The sequence below is a fragment of the Microbaculum marinum genome, assembly GCF_037855135.1.
Lineage (GTDB): Bacteria > Pseudomonadota > Alphaproteobacteria > Rhizobiales > Tepidamorphaceae > Microbaculum > Microbaculum marinum.
Genome location: NZ_JAZHOF010000008.1, coordinates 25,462 through 39,954, shown reverse-complemented (window position 1 = coordinate 39,954; position 14,493 = coordinate 25,462). Strand labels below are relative to the sequence as shown.

The 14,493-nt window shown below is 64.7% G+C and carries 13 protein-coding genes; 6 read left to right on the top strand and 7 right to left on the bottom strand.

What is annotated here, in order from left to right; genetic code table 11:
• Positions 1-6 precede the first annotated feature (6 nt).
• Genes V3328_RS18695 through V3328_RS18685 form a run of 3 tightly spaced genes read left to right on the top strand, consistent with a single transcriptional unit; the run spans position 7 to position 3,234 of the window.
• A complete protein-coding gene (locus V3328_RS18695; protein WP_340331229.1) occupies positions 7-987 on the top strand; it encodes a succinylglutamate desuccinylase/aspartoacylase family protein in 981 nt (326 codons plus the stop codon).
• 4 nt (positions 988-991) lie between these two features.
• Positions 992-1,984, top strand: coding sequence for a succinylglutamate desuccinylase/aspartoacylase family protein (locus tag V3328_RS18690; protein ID WP_340331228.1), 993 nt, complete (start codon positions 992-994; stop codon positions 1,982-1,984).
• A complete protein-coding gene (locus V3328_RS18685; protein WP_340331227.1) occupies positions 1,981-3,234 on the top strand; it encodes a metal-dependent hydrolase family protein in 1,254 nt (417 codons plus the stop codon). The genes V3328_RS18690 and V3328_RS18685 overlap by 4 nt, the downstream gene beginning before the upstream one ends.
• A 60-nt stretch (positions 3,235-3,294) precedes the next feature.
• On the opposite strand, the gene V3328_RS18680 is transcribed toward V3328_RS18685, so the two are convergent.
• The 5 genes from V3328_RS18680 to V3328_RS18660 are packed head-to-tail and all read right to left on the bottom strand — an operon-like array spanning position 3,295 to position 8,695.
• On the bottom strand, positions 3,295-4,029 hold the full coding sequence (locus V3328_RS18680) for an SDR family oxidoreductase (RefSeq protein ID WP_340331226.1): 735 nt from the start codon (positions 4,027-4,029) through the stop codon (positions 3,295-3,297).
• A 57-nt stretch (positions 4,030-4,086) separates the two neighbouring features.
• Entirely contained in the window at positions 4,087-5,880 is a 1,794-nt protein-coding gene (locus V3328_RS18675) for a dipeptide/oligopeptide/nickel ABC transporter permease/ATP-binding protein (RefSeq protein WP_340331225.1), read from the bottom strand.
• A 19-nt stretch (positions 5,881-5,899) separates the two neighbouring features.
• A complete protein-coding gene (locus V3328_RS18670) occupies positions 5,900-6,937 on the bottom strand; it encodes an ABC transporter permease (RefSeq protein WP_340331224.1) in 1,038 nt (345 codons plus the stop codon).
• A 27-nt stretch (positions 6,938-6,964) separates the two neighbouring features.
• Positions 6,965-7,945: an oligopeptide/dipeptide ABC transporter ATP-binding protein gene (locus V3328_RS18665; RefSeq protein ID WP_340331223.1), complete on the bottom strand. Its 981-nt coding sequence runs from the start codon at positions 7,943-7,945 to the stop codon at positions 6,965-6,967.
• Positions 7,946-8,002: 57 nt separating this feature from the next.
• Entirely contained in the window at positions 8,003-8,695 is a 693-nt protein-coding gene (locus tag V3328_RS18660) for a GntR family transcriptional regulator (RefSeq protein WP_340331222.1), read from the bottom strand.
• 177 nt (positions 8,696-8,872) lie between these two features.
• Between V3328_RS18660 and V3328_RS18655 the strand changes: the two genes are divergently transcribed.
• From V3328_RS18655 to V3328_RS18645, 3 genes are all read left to right on the top strand, one after another.
• Positions 8,873-10,525 (top strand): ABC transporter substrate-binding protein, encoded by a 1,653-nt coding sequence (locus V3328_RS18655; protein WP_340331221.1) that lies wholly within the window; start codon positions 8,873-8,875, stop codon positions 10,523-10,525.
• An 83-nt stretch (positions 10,526-10,608) separates the two neighbouring features.
• Positions 10,609-11,796, top strand: a complete 1,188-nt coding sequence (locus V3328_RS18650) for a uroporphyrinogen decarboxylase/cobalamine-independent methonine synthase family protein (RefSeq protein WP_340331220.1) — start codon at positions 10,609-10,611, stop codon at positions 11,794-11,796.
• Positions 11,797-11,850: 54 nt separating this feature from the next.
• A complete protein-coding gene (locus V3328_RS18645) occupies positions 11,851-12,174 on the top strand; it encodes an NIPSNAP family protein (protein ID WP_340331219.1) in 324 nt (107 codons plus the stop codon).
• 184 nt (positions 12,175-12,358) lie between these two features.
• On the opposite strand, the gene V3328_RS18640 is transcribed toward V3328_RS18645, so the two are convergent.
• Together V3328_RS18640 and V3328_RS18635 are read right to left on the bottom strand one after the other, a co-directional pair.
• Positions 12,359-13,234, bottom strand: a complete 876-nt coding sequence (locus tag V3328_RS18640) for an SMP-30/gluconolactonase/LRE family protein (RefSeq protein ID WP_340331218.1) — start codon at positions 13,232-13,234, stop codon at positions 12,359-12,361.
• A 215-nt stretch (positions 13,235-13,449) separates the two neighbouring features.
• Entirely contained in the window at positions 13,450-14,331 is an 882-nt protein-coding gene (locus tag V3328_RS18635; protein ID WP_340331217.1) for an SMP-30/gluconolactonase/LRE family protein, read from the bottom strand.
• Positions 14,332-14,493 lie beyond the last annotated feature (162 nt).

Here is a 14,493-nt window from a genome sequence, read left to right as displayed (position 1 = left end):
CTATCCATGAGAACCATCGAAGTGGGCACCGCCGTCTCGGACGAGGCCGGGCGCGTGCGGGGCAAGCTCGACATCGGCGCGCTTCCCGACGGCACGCCCGTCGAGATCCCCGTCGAGATCGTCCGCGGCGCCGAGGACGGGCCGGTGCTGTGGCTGCACGGCTGCGTGCACGGCAACGAGTACTGCGGCACCTACATCATCCACGAGTTGATGCGCTCGCTGAAGCCGGAGGCGCTGAAGGGGACGGTGGTCGCGCTGCCGGTGCTGAACCTGACGGCGTTCCTGAAGAACCAGCGGATGAGCCCGTTCGAGCAGTTCGGCGGCGGCGACCTGAACCGCTGCTTTCCCGGCCGCGCCGACGGCTCGGTGACCGAGCAGATCGCCCATGCGATCTACACGCCGCTGAAGAAATACGCGACGCACCTGGTCGACTTCCATACCGCCTTCACCCCGGACACGCGCTGGATGCTCTACTCGGCGCCGGGCGGCGAGGTGTCCGACAAGGCGGAGACGATGGCCCGCGCCTTCGGCTATCGCGACACCCTCCCCTCGCCGCCGGACCTGCTGGTCGGCTCGGCGATAACGACGGCGGCGCAGGACGGCATCCCGACCCTGATCGTCGAGGCCGGCGGCATCGGCCCGGCCTTCGAGATGTCCACGGTAGAGGACGCCGGCGGCCGCCTGCAGAACGTCATGCGGGCGCTCGGCATGCTCGAGGGCGAGGTCACCGAGTATGGCCCGTTCAACTACTTCACGACGTTCGCCTGGTGCTGCGCGACGACTGCAGGCCTGTTCGAGCGCACCGTGAGCTGCGGCGACACGGTGACCAAGGGCCAGACCATCGGCCGCTACTACGACCTCTACGGAAAACCAAACGGCGAGGCCACGGCGCCGGAATCGGGCGTCGTCCTGGCGATCCATGCCGGCGCCCTGATGGCGCGTGGCGAGACCCTTATCCATATCGGCCTGAACCCCCGGGAGGCGTAATCCGATGAGCCTGCAAGACATCAAGATCGGCGACGCCGAGACGATGGGCCCGGGCGTGGCGACCGGCCGGCTGAAGCTCGCCGACTATCCCGACGGGTCGCCGATGGCTACCCCGGTGATCATCGTCACCGGCGAAAAGCCGGGAAAGACGCTGTGGCTGCACGGCTGCGTTCACGGCAACGAGTACTGCGGCACCTTCATCATCCACGAACTGCTGCGCTCGCTCGATCCGGCCGAGCTGTCCGGTCGCGTCGTGGCCCTGCCGGCCCTCAACATCACCGCCTTCAACAAGAACCAGCGCCTCAGCCCGTTCGAAGGCTATGGCGGCGGCGACATGAACCGCTGCTTCCCGGGCGTCGAAGGGGGCCCGCTGACGTCGCAGTTCGCCTTCGCGGTCTACACGGAGATGAAGAAGCACGCCGACCTGTTCGTCGACTTCCACACGGCGATGACGCCCGACGTGAACTGGGCGCTGTACGCGGCCTACGGAGGCGAAACCGGCAAGGTCTCGCGCGTGCTCGCCAAGGCCTGGGGCTACCGCGACACGCTGGCGACGCCGACCGACATGCTGGTCGGTTCCGCATTCATGACGGCAGCCTCCGACGGCATACCTTCGATGATCGTCGAGGCCGGCGGCAAGGGGCCGGCCTTCACCCGCGAGACGGTCGAGGACGGAGCCGAGCGACTGCGCAACGTGATGCGCGCCGCCGGCCTGCTGGACGGCGACGTGACCGACTATGGGCCGATCGCCGACTTCGATCGCTTCGAATGGGTCTCCGCCCCGCGCGGCGGGCTGTTCCAGCCGATGGTCAAGTGCGGCGACAGCATCGAAGTCGGCACCAGGCTCGGCCGGTTCTACGACATCTACGGCGACGACGACGGCTTCGCGGAAAGCCCGCGCAAAGGCATCGTCTTGGCCATCCATCCCGGCCCGATCATGACGAACGGCGAAACGCTCGTTCACATCGGACTCAATCCCAAGGAGAACATTCTATGATCGGAACCGTAGCAATCGGCGGCGGACAGCTCGTCGACGGAACCGGGGCCGACCCGATTGCCAACGCGCTCGTCCTGATCGAGAACGGCCGCATCACATATGCCGGCAAGGCAAGCGGCGCGAGCATTCCCACGGGTGCGAAGCTCGTCGAGGCGGACGGCGCCTCCGTCATGCCCGGCATGTTCGACGTACACGTTCACATCTCGCTGAGCGCTCCCTCAAGCCTGCTGCAGGAAGTGACTGCGCGCTCCGTCGGCGAAGCGGCCTTCGAGGTCGCCAACAACCTGGCCGACACGGTGTCCGGCGGCGTCACCACGATCCGCACCGTGAGCGATCTAGCCCATCTCGACATCGATGCCATGAAGTCGATCGAAAAACGCAAGATCCGCGGCCCGCGCGTCTACCCATGCGGACACGGCCTGACGACCACCGGCGGCCACGGCGACATCATGCCGTGCTGGCTGTCGCAGTCGCACGGCGACATCAGCGAGGTGGTCGACGGACCCGACGAGATCCGCAAGGGCATCCGCCGGCAGGCGAAGGCCGGCGCGAAGTGGATCAAGCTCTTCCAGACCGGCGGCGTGGTCGACCCGCATGGCCGCCTGGACGCAGAGGAGTTCCTGCCCGAGGAATTCCAGGCCGCCGTGGATGCCGCAACGCTGCTCGGGTTGCCGATCTGCGTCCACGCCCACAACAAGCCGGCGATCATGCGCTGCATCAAGGCAGGCTGCCGCTCGGTCGAACACGGAATGCATTTCGACGAGGAATGCGCCGAGGCCGCCAAGGAACACGGCACATGGCTGGTGCCGACCCTGACCGTCATGGACCGGATCCTGGTTCATGGCGCACAGGCCGGCATTCCCGACTTCATGATCGAGAACGTGCAAGAGCGTACCAACAAGCACCACGAGTACGTCAAGCACGCCTACGACATCGGCGCCAACATCGCCTGCGGTACCGACGCCGGCTCGCTGCTGACGCCCCACGGCTCCGGCGGTCGGGAGATCGTCCAGTTCGTCAAATGCGGCCTGACTCCGCTGCAGGCCATCGAGGTTGGCACCCGCAATACGGCCAAACTGCTGAAATCGGAGGACACCGGTTCGGTGGAGGTCGGCAAGCTCGGCGATGTCGTCGTCGTCGAGGGCGACATCCTCACCGACATCCGCAGACTCGAGGTGCCGGGCAACATGCGCAACGTCATGATCGGCGGCCAGCGGGTCGCCGCCGGAGGAAATCCGGTACTCAACTAGTTGCCGGAGGGGGGACTAGCCGCCCCCCTCCGTCACAGAATGCGGTCTTGGGGCAAGAGGTCATCGCCCGCCCGAAACCGGGACCACCGCACCGGTGATGTAGCTCGCGGCGTCGGACGCAAGCCACATGACCGTCTCCGCGACTTCCATTGCCGTTCCCGGACGCTGTACCGGAATCATCGGCGTCAGGCGGTCGAGCCGTCCCGGCACGTGAATGCTGGTATCGATGACCCCCGGACTTACGGCGTTGACGCGGATCCCCTCGGTCGCCACTTCACGTGCCAGTCCGACCGTGAAGCTGTTGATCGCCCCCTTGCACGCGGCATAGTGGACATATTCTCCCGAACCGCCGAGCTCCGACAGGCGTGAGGAGACATTGACGATCGCGCCTCCCTGGCCCCCCTTTGCGGTAGACATGCGGCGAACCGCTTCCCTGGCGCAGAGATAGCTTCCGAGCACGTTGATTCCGAAGCTGCTGGAGAGCGTATCCAGGTCGATATCCTCGACCCGGCACCCACGGCCGGTTATCCCGGCGTTGTTCACAAGCACGGTCACCGGACCGAGTTCCCGTTCGACCGTCTCGAACATGGACATGATGTCGGCCTCCTTGCCGACGTCGGCGCGAACGGCAATGGCGCGGCCGTTGTTCTGGCGGATCGCCTCGGCTCCGGCTTCGGCCTCAGAGATACTGGATGTCGCAGTCATGCAGACGGCGTAGCCCTGCCTCGCCGCCAGTTCGGCGACCGCCGCCCCGATACCGCGGCTTGCTCCCGTAACTATCATTACACCGGTCATGGTCTTCTCCTGGATCGATTGGGCTGAGAGCTTCGCGGCCCTCGAGGCGGATATGGGTCAGGGCTGCACGCAGGATACGAGATGCTGCGAGTAGGCATGGCGCGGATTGGCGAAGAACGCCCTGGTTTCGTTGATCTCGATGATGCGACCCGCCCGCATGACAGCCACCCGGTCGCAATAGTGGGCGGCAATCCCCAAGTCGCCGGTGACCAGCAGGCGGGCCGTTCCCCGATTGCCTGCAAGGGTCTCGATGAGATCGAGCACCTGCCGCTGGATCGTGACGTCGAGGCCGGCGGTCGGCTCGTCGGCGATCAACAGGTCCGGGCGATGCATCAGCGCTAAGGCTACGCAGACCCGCTGTGCCATGCCCCCGCTCAATTCGTGCGGATAGGCCTCAAGCCGGCGCGCGGGGTCGGACAGGCCGACCGACGTCAGCAGTTCGATCGATCGGTCCCGCGCCTCCCTGGACGAGATCCGTTCATGCGCCTGAATGGCGCTGATCATCGTCCGCCCAACGGTGATGAGAGGGTGAAGCTGCGCCTTAGCGTTCGGGAGAATCGCGGCGATCTGGTTCGACCGCAGCTTTCTGAGCTGCCCCTTGTCGAGACCGAGCAGGTCGGTATCGCGGTAGCGGATTTCACCGTCACGGACGGCCAAGGTCGGCGGGACGAGTTGCAGGAGCGAGCGCACCAGCAGGGACTTGCCCGATCCGGACTCCCCGACGACGCCCAGGCACTCGCCCTCGACGAGGGAAAAGCCGATGTCGTCGAGCAACGGCGCGCCGCGCTCGTCCCATCGGCCGACGGTGAGACCGCGAACGGCGAGGATGGCCGGTCCTTCCGCTGCGCCTGCAGCCAAGGTCGAACCGTCCGGTTCACCCGCGAACGCCGACGCCGGAACCGGATCAGGCACGGGCTCCGGAACCGTCGCCTCCTGGATCGGAATGTCCGGCTCCGTCGGCACCGGCCCGGTGGGGCCCTCGTCCATCGGGCGGTGGCCGTCGCCTCGTGTCGCCCGCGGCTCCAGCGCCTTGTTCAGGATCTCGCCGAAGACGCCAAATGAGAACACGATCAGGCCGAGCGCGACGCCGGGAAACAGTGCCGGCCACCACTGATCGACGATCAGGTACTTCGCGCCACTGGCGATCATGCCACCCAGTTCCGGTGTCGGCGGTCTCACGCCGGCGCCGACGAAGCTCAGCCCCGCAGTGAGCAGTATGGCGAAGCCGACCGTCACCGAGATCTGAACGACCACCCTCTCGGCCGCGTTGGGCAGCACATGCCGGAATCCCGTGCGCATTTCCGTGTTTCCGATCGCCCGGGCTGCCTCGGCGAATGGCTGCTGGATCAGCGACAACACGTCAGACCGCACAAGCCGGACGAAGACGGGCGTGTTCACGAATGCGACGGCGGCGATGATGTTCAACGTCGTGCCGCCGAAGACGGCGACGAGAACCATCGCGAAAACGAACACCGGGAAGGCCTGAACGACTTCGAGAAGCCGCATGGCGGTTTCCGCCGCAGCGCGGGAGCGCCTCGTCCGGCGGCTTTCCAGAAGTGCGACCACGACCCCGATCGGTGCACCGAGGATCACGGATATCGCAGTCGCGATGACCGCGATGGTGACGTCGGTGCGCGGCGCGGCCAGCAGCCGGGAGAATATGTCGATGCCGTTCTCGTCGGTTCCGAACCAGTGCTCCGCACTCGGCGGCATCAGCCGGTCGGCGGGAGACGCGGTGGTTGCCGAGTATGGTCCGATATGGGGACCGAAGACGGTCAGGAAGATCGTCCCGGCGAAGATGACCAGCACGACCTTCTGCCAGACCGGCAGATCACGCAACGTGGATTTCATGCGCGCCCACATTGCCGGATCAGCTCGCCGTGCCGCCGACCTTGATGCGTGGATCCATGGCAAAGTGCACGAGATCGACGATCAGGTAGACAAGCATTGTGAAGATGGCCGCGAAGCATACGAAAGCCTGGATGGGCGCGTAATCGGCGGTGATTATCGCCTGGACCGCGTACTGGCCGACGCCGTTCATGTTGAACACGGACTCGACCAGCACGGCGCCGCCCAGCAGGAACATCACGATCGTGCCGACGATCACCACGGTCGGCGCCGCAGCAAGGCGGGCGGCACGCAGGAAGACGGTTGCGGGCCTGAGACCGATCGCTTCCCCGTAGACGGTCACGTCCGAGTTCAGGGCCGATTCCATCTGGCTGCGCAGCATCTTGAAGATCGGCGCCCCATAGACGAACGCCAGGGTAAACACAGGCAGGATCAGATGCCGCACCGCCGACCAGAACGTTTCCATGTCCCCGGCGAGCAACGTATCGATCAGGATCCAGCCGGTGACGAACGGCGGCGCGAAATCTAGGATCCCCAGCCGGCCCTCGGGGCCCGGCAACCAGTTCAACTTCGTGAAGAAGACATAGATGAGAATCAGCCCCAGCAGGAAATCCGGCAGGGCCCCGGCGAGCATTCCGTAGCCGAACGTTATCCTGCGCAAGAATGCGACGATTCTGTTGCGGCTGCGGCTGGCGGTCACGATGGCGAGCGGCACCAGAACGAGGAAGATCATCGCCAGGGCGAGGAAGATCAGTTCCAGCGTCACCGGAACGCGCTGGATCATGTCCTGCGCCACCGACGTGCCGTTGACCCACGACCTCCCGAAATTGCCTTCCAGCGCGTTGCGCAACCAGATCAGGTATTGCTCAAACAGCGGCCGGTCGAGGAACATCTGCTCGCGCAGCTTCTCCACCGCTTCCTCCGGCGCCAGCGGACCGAGCGAAAGCCGAGCCGGATCGCCGGGCAGCAGCCGCACGAGCGCGAACGTGATGAAGGAGATCAGCAAGACCTGCGGCACCAGATAGAGAAGGCGATATCCGACGTAGAATGCGAAGCGCATGCTGGCGATTACCCGTCCTGCGATTGATCAGGCATCGACCGCCGCCAACTCGGTCTGCTCAAGTTCCTGCCAGCGCAGACAGGCCGACGTGCGTGCCGGCGCGACTTCCATCAGCGGCGGCACACCCTCGCGGCAGCGGTCCTGCCGCATCGGGCAGCGGCTGTAGAGCCCGCATTCGGGCTTCGGATTGATGGCGGTGGGAATCTCCCCCTTGATCACGTAAGGCGACGGTACCCTGCGCGGATCGGCGAACAGCACCGCGGACATCAGCGCCTTGCTGTATGGATGATACTGCTTGGCAAGCAACTCGTCGGTAGGCGCTTCCTCGACGATCCTCCCCAGATACATCACTGCGATCCGATGGCAGATCCGTGCGATCGACGTCATGTCGTGGGAGATGAAGATGAAGCTGGTGCCCGTCTCCTTCTGGATTCGTTCCAGCAATGCGAGAATCTCAGCCCGGGCGGAGGCATCGAGCGTCGATGTCGGCTCGTCCAGCACAACGATTTCCGGCCGCGTGATCAGGGCCCGCGCAATGCCGATCCTTTGCTGCTCCCCGGCCGTCAGGTCGGCGGGGTAATAGTTGAACAGGTGCTCGCCGATGCCGACGTGGCGCAGCATATCCGCGACGCGTTCATGTCGTTCGGCCCGCTTCACGCCGTGAAGGGCCAGCGGCTCGGAGACGGTCTGCCTCACGGTATAAGTCGGATTGAGCGAGGCCAGCGGATCCTGGAACACGAGCTGCATGCGCGAACGCATCCGCCGCAGGTCATCGGTCTCGAGCTTGCGGATGTCGGTGCCGTCGAGAAGCACCTCGCCGCTTGTCGGCTCGATGAGCCTCAGAACGCACCGGCCGACCGTCGTCTTGCCGGACCCGCTTTCGCCGACCAGGCCGAGCGTCTCGCCTCGCCCCAGCGCGAAGGAGACGTTGTTCACCGCCACGAGATCTTCGTGCTTTGAAAGCGAAAAAACCTTGGTCAGTCCGCGTACTTCGAGCAGATCGCCCATCGCGTCCGTGTTTTCCTCCCGTCTGGAAGTCCGGCGAGTGGCAGCCGGTCCCAGACCCTATTTGCTTTGAACGACTACCGGCTTCGCCTCGTCAACGTCGCTGGCTCTGAACCATCTGGCCGCGTTTTCGAGGTCGTTGACGATACCCAGGCGGGCCATCTCCGCATCCCGCGCCTTGAGACCCTGCAGTGCTTTCGCATGGGCTTCGTGGCCCTCGTGAAGCCGGACTTTCGCACGGCTTCCTTCGGCGAACGGCCGCAGCAGAGGGCCGCCCTTCAGCCACAGCGCTTCAATGATCGGGAACAGGTGGTGCGAGCTTGCGGCCTGATAGATCTTGAAATGGAACAGCCGGTTGCTGTGCAGGAAGCCGCGAACGTCGGTTTCGTCGCTGGCCCGCTCCATGTCCAGGAACGACTGTTCGACATCGGCGATCTGTTCGTCGGTGATTCGTTCGGTCGCCAGCACGGTGGCGAGGCCCTCCAGATTGAGGCGCACGTCGTAGAGCTCCTCGATGCTCTCCCTGCTGAACACCGGAATGCGGGCTGCGCGGTTCGGCAGGATTTCCACACCGCCTTCCGCGCGCAGCCTGACGAGCGCGTCGCGCACCGGCATCGGGCTCGTTCCCAGGGCACTTGCCAGCGAGCGGCTCGACAACGTTTCGCCGGGCGCGAAGTCCCCTTGCAGGATCGCCTCCTTCAGTGCCCGGTAGACCCGCTCCTGCAGGGTCGTGTTGTCGACCGGTTCCAGCATGTCAGGCCACGATTTTCTCTCGTTCAACGGGCGCCAGGGGCCGGCTGTTCGCTTTAACGGAGTATTGACACATACAAGTGGCATCCTCAATATCAAATCTGCGATCTCACATCGCACAAGGCTCGGAAATCGGGCACGGCACGCCTCTCGGGGCGGCCGACCAACGGGAGGAATTCAATGTATCGGCGGCTCCACAAAGCCTCGTCCGGCATCGCCGGGATTTGTGCAGGCACAATCCTCGGCGTGATGGCCGGACTTGCAGCAACACCCGCGCTCGCAGCCAAAGACACCCTCGTCATCGCAATCCCCGGCCTTCCCCAGGGCGTCGACCTGGACAAGCACATCGGTCCGCAGACCTGGACGATGGGCGCCCAGTTGCACGAATGGGGGATGGACTGGGAGTTCGGTCCCTATCCCTTCGAGACCGGCGCCTACTACGATCCGACGAACATATCCGGCTTCGAGTATCCGATCGGCTACACCAACCAGAACATGTCGCCCAGCCTGATGACCGGGTGCGACATTTCCGAAGACGGCAAGACCATCACCTATCACCTGCGCGAAGGCGTGGTCTCCGCGGAAGGCAACGAATTCACCGCCGACGACGTCATCTGGCGCTTCGACCGCGAGCGCGAGCGACCGATCATCTACGCGCTGATCACCCGCCTCTTCAATCTCGACCAGGCCGAGTACGAGAAGGTGGACGACTACACCGTCCGGCTGACCAATCCAACACCGGCCCCGCTCGGGTGCGCGGGTCTGACCAACTTCTACTATCCCTGGCTCGATTCGAAGGCTGTCGAGGCGCACAGCACGCCGGACGATCCGTACGGCGACAACTGGATCGCCACCCACGGCGGCGGCTTCGGCGCCTACCACGTCACGGAGTGGACGCCGGGAAAGCGTGCCGTGATGGAGGCCAATCCGAACTATTGGCGCGGCGAGCCCCAGATCAAGCGGATCATCTGGCTGGTGGTGCCTGAGTCCTCGGGCCGACTCGCGCTCCTGCAGAAGGGCACGGTCGATATCGCCGAGGCCCTGTCCCCCGACGAACTCGCGTCGCTGGAGAGTTCCGACGTCGCGCGTCCCGTCGCGATCCGGGGCAACCGTCAGATGTGGCTCATTCTCAACAACGAAATGAAGCCGTTCGACGACCCGCGGGTCCGCCAGGCCATCAACTACCTGATCCCGCGCGAGGAGATCGTCAACGACGTCTACCACGGCATGGCGAAGGAATGGTCCGGCGTGATTTCCAGCGTGACGCCGGGGTACCAGGATCTCCACCCCTACAGCTACGACCCGGAGAAGGCGAAGCAGCTGCTCGAGGAAGCCGGCTACGGCGACGGGTTCGAAGCCGAACTCGCCTACAGCGCGGGCATTCCGGAGATGGAGAACATCGCGATTGCGCTGCAGAGCGCCCTTGCGGAGCTCAATGTCAGGCTCGACCTGAAGAAGCTGCCGGTCGCGGCCCATTCCGACCTGGTGCAGTCGAAGCAGGCCCAGATGGCATTCTGGATCGACAGTCCGATCCAGCCCGACGTCAACTACGTGATCAATCTGGTCTACACGTCGGGTCCGCTGTCGCTGGTGAACTACAACAAGTTCTCCGATCCGAAGGTCGACGAGATGATCAAGACGGGCGCGTCGATCGTCGATCCCGAAGAGCGGCTCGAGCACCACAAGGGCGTGCAGGAGCGCATCCAGGAAGGTGCCGCGATGGGTTGGGTAGTGGAGCCCTACTACCGGATGGGCATTTCCCGCGACATCGAGGACATCGACTGGAACACCACGCAGTTCTACCGCGTGGCGAAGATCAAAATCCCGGACTGACCTGGGGACATTGCGACGAGGCGCCGCCTGCTCGGCGGCGTCTCCTGCAGTTCCCGGCATCCAGAAATCACCTGAGGATCCCCATGAAGACGAGCAAAGACCGCATCCTGACGACGCACGCCGGCAGCCTACCGCGAACCGACAAGCTGGCGGAACTGCTCATCAAGCGTGACAACGACGTTCCCGTCGACGAGGCCGAACTCCAGCGCGAGATCGAGAAGGCCACGGACTGGGTCGTCGAAAAGCAGCTTGGCAGCGGCATCGACGTCGGCAACGACGGCGAGGAGGCGCGGGTCGGCTTCCAGACCTATGTCAGCGTGCGGCTGTCGGGTTGGGGCGGCGTCTCCGAACGGCTCGGCATGACGGACATCGTCAAGTTCCCCAAGTACGGAGAACTGCTGAGAAGCCGTCTGGCACGGCCGGGCGAACTGACGGCCAAACTGTTCAACTGCGCGCAGTGCCAGCAGGCGGTCCGCTACCAGCCGGACCTCAGCGACGTGAAGCTGGAGATGGACTCCTTCCGGAAAAGCCTCGACCGGTCCGAGCAGAAGTTCGAGGAAACGTTCGTTACCGCCGCCTCCCCCGGCATCATCACCACGACGTTCCTGCGGGACGAGAACAACCCGGACTATTCCACGGACAAGGAATACGTCTACGGCGTCGCCGAGGAGATGAAGAAGGAATACGACTACATCGTCTCGCAGGGCCACCTGCTGCAGCTGGATGCCCCCGACCTCGCCATGGAGCGTGCGTTCATGTTCCAGGAACGGCCGCTGCAGGAGTTCCTGGACCGCATCGAGTTGCACATCGACGCGCTCAACATGGCGCTGGCAGACATCCCCCCGGAAAAGGTGCGCCTGCACGTGTGCTTCGGCAACTGGGACGGCCCGCACATTGATGACGTCGACCTCGAGCCCCTTCTGCCGATCATCTACAAGGCAAAGGTGGGAGCGTTCAGCATGGCGTTCGCCAACCCCCGCCATCAGGCCGACTGGAAGATCATCAAGAAGAACCCCATTCCCGACGACAAGCTGCTGATTGCCGGCGTCATCGACGTGACCACCAACTACCTCGAGCATCCCGAGGTGGTCGCCGACCGCATCGAGCTCTTCGCCGACGTGATGGGCGACCGGGAACGCGTCATCGCCGGCACCGACTGCGGATTCTCCACGGTCGCCGGCTACACGATGGTGGCCGAAGACGTGGTGTGGGCCAAGATGAAGGTCCTCTCGGAAGGGGCGGAAATAGCCTCCAGGCGTTTGTGGGGCTGATCCGCTCCTCAGGGCATCTGCCAAGCCGTTATCGCGAATGAATGGAGGTCTGCGTTGCTCTATATCGACCAGAGGACTTACACGTTCTATCCGCTCAAGATGCCCAAGTGGATCAAGCTGTACGAGGAGTTCGGGCTGCCGGTGCAGCTGAAGCACATCGGCAACCTGATCGGGTTCTTCCAGACCGAGATCGGGCCGCTCAATCAGGTGGTCCATCTCTGGGGCTACGACAGCCTGGACGAACGCCAGCGCCGGCGGGGAGAGATGGCGAAGGACCCGGCCTGGCACGAGTTCCTGAAGCGGAACGAGGAGCTCAATGCCGTCCAATACCAGGAAGACAAGATCATCGTGCCGGTGAGCTTCTCGCCCATCCGGTAGGCTTCGGTCCGCCTACGTGCGCAGCTTGGGGCAGCACCCATAAGAATGCCCCGAGCTGACGCCATCGGTCCCTGCTAGCTGACGTCCCGATCGATACCCGCTGCGCGAGACGTCGGGACGTCTTCATTTCCCGAACAGCCTCACTCCGCATCCGAACCCCGTGTTTCGCGGGACTGCGAGACTCCTACCCGGCGAAGCGCGGCTCCGGCACGCCCCGGATGCCCAGGTCGTGGATCGCAAACAGCGAGCCGCGCAGGACGCCGTCGCCGGGGAAGCGCGGCAGCGGCGGCTTGGCCATCGAGGTGACGTAGAGGATGTCGAGGTTCGGACCCCCGAACATCGCGCTGGTCACCTTCTTCACCGGCATATCTATCACCCGGTCGACGCTGCCGTCAGGGGCATAGCGGATCATCTTGCCGTCGTAGACCTGGGCGCTCCACAGGCAACCCTCGGAGTCGACGGTGGCGCCGTCTGCCGCGCCGCCCGTTGAGGTGTCGATCTTCGTGAAGGTGCGCCGGTTGGAAACGCTGCCTGTGTCGAGGTCGTAGTCGTATGCCCAGATCTCGCCCGACCAGGAGTCGGCGAAATAGAAGGTCTCGCCGTCGGGGCTCCAGCACGGGCCGTTGGAGACGATGATGTTGTCGTCGATCTTGTGCAGCGACAGGTCGGGGTCGAGCCGGTACAGCGCCCCGTTGGGGCCCTCCTCCATGGTGTCCATCGACCCGGCAATGAAACGGCCCCGCTTGTCTACCTTGCCGTCGTTGAGGCGGTTGGCCTCCCTACCCGGCTCCGGGTCGACGATCAGTTCGCAGTCACCGGTCTCGAAGTCCAGGAAATGGAAACCGCGTGCAAGCGAGACAACCGCCCCACCGCCCTTTCGGAGCGCCATGGAACCGATCTTCATCGGCACGTCCCAGGACCGGACTTCGCTTCCGTCTGGCGCACACCGGAAGACGCGGCCGTCGAAGGAGTCGATCCAGTAGAGCCGCTGCTCATCCACATCCCAGAGCGGCCCCTCTCCCAGCGTCGTCTTGACGTCGACCAGAACCTCGATGCGCATCGTTTCCTCCCTCTAGTCCGTGTGTGTCCCGCCCGGCGGGTGTCCAGCGCCATGGTTCGAGACGCCTTGCTGCTCAAAGCTCCTCACCATGAGGTTTCCCGTGTTGTGGCGCATCCGCTCGCTCGCGTCGCCACACCCTCCGCCCTCATCCTGAGGAGGGCGCGCAGCGCTCGTCTCGAAGGATGGACGAGAGGATTCCAACTCTCGGCACGACTTCATCCGCCGAACCGCGGCTCGGGCAGACCAGTCACGCCAAGGCCGTGCACGGCGAACAGGCCGCCGGCCTCCTGCTCCAGCGGCGCGCCGCGGCCGGGCACCGTTCGGGCCATCGAGGTGACGTAGGCGATGTCGAGGTCGGGACCGCCGAAGATCAGACTGGTCGCGTAGTCGACGGGAAGCTGCACGACACGATCGAGCCTGCCATCGGGATCGAAGCGGACGAGCCGGCCGGCATAGACCTCGACGCTCCAGACGTGGTCCTCGGCATCGACGGTTGCCCCGTCGGGGAAGCCGCGCAGGCCCGCGTCAGGGAAGCTGCAGAAGGTCCGCTTGTTCGAGATCGCGCCCGTCGCGGTGTCGTAATCGTAGGCGGAGATCGACCTGGTATAGCTGTCGGCGAAATAGAAGGTCTTCCCGTCGGCGCTCCAGCACGGGCCGTTCGAGCAGATGATGCCGTCCTCGAGCTTGTGGACCGAATGGTCGGCGTCCAGCCGCCACAGGCTCGCCAGCGGATCGCTTTCGCCGTAGTCCATCGACCCGGCAAGAAAGCGTCCCTGGCGGTCGACCTTGCCGTCGTTGAGCCGGATCTTCGGCTCGTCCGAGTTGGTGTCGGCGATCCTTGCGCAGGCTCCGGTGTCGAGATCGAGCGTGTAGAAGCCGTCGCGCAGCGAGACAATCGCGCCGCCGCGGGTCCGTAGTGCCATCGATCCGATGTGGTCCGGCACGTCCCAGTGCCGCCGATCGCCGCCGGAGGCGTCGCAGCGGTGCACCTTGCTGCCGAGGCTGTCGATCCAGTAGAGCCGCTGCTCGTCGACGTCCCAGAGCGGCCCCTCGCCGAGGTCGGCGCGGGCGTCGATAAGGAGTTCGATCTTCAGCATGTGCCTACTCCTCCTCATGGCAAGAAACGGCCTGCCGGATCAGGCAGGAACCCCACACTCCGCTCATTCCGTCCCCGGGTCCGGCTATGCCGGCCCGAGGATAAACTCCAGCGGGACTCCAGTGCGGCGGCTGCGCCGGGTCCTGACGCTGGATCCCCGTTT